Annotated in this window: 1 rRNA gene; it reads left to right on the forward strand. The window is 33.8% G+C overall.

Annotation, left to right across the window (positions count from 1 at the left end):
* Positions 1-77: ribosomal RNA gene (locus tag JIG37_RS00125) — 16S ribosomal RNA — on the forward strand; the annotation flags it as partial.
* Positions 78-299 lie beyond the last annotated feature (222 nt).

Genomic DNA, 299 nt, shown 5'->3' on the forward strand with positions numbered 1-299 from the left:
CCACGGAGTGATTCATGACTGGGGTGAAGTCGTAACAAGGTAGCCCTAGGGGAACCTGGGGCTGGATCACCTCCTTATACGATTTAGAACTTATTTGTTCGTAGTGTCCACACAGATGATTGTTAGTTAGCTAAACCGCTTGGTTTAACTAATTAATATGCTCTTTAAAAATTTGGAAAGCTGATATTAAAATTCTTATAGATATTCGTATCTATAAAGAGTTTTCAAAAGTAAAAATATGCCATTAATTGAAAGATTAATTGGTATCTACTTTAGTATTCTCATCATTATTTGATGAA

Origin of the sequence: Pseudoalteromonas sp. bablab_jr010 (assembly GCF_016464105.1) — a bacterium.
Taxonomy (GTDB): Bacteria; Pseudomonadota; Gammaproteobacteria; order Enterobacterales; family Alteromonadaceae; genus Pseudoalteromonas; species Pseudoalteromonas simplex.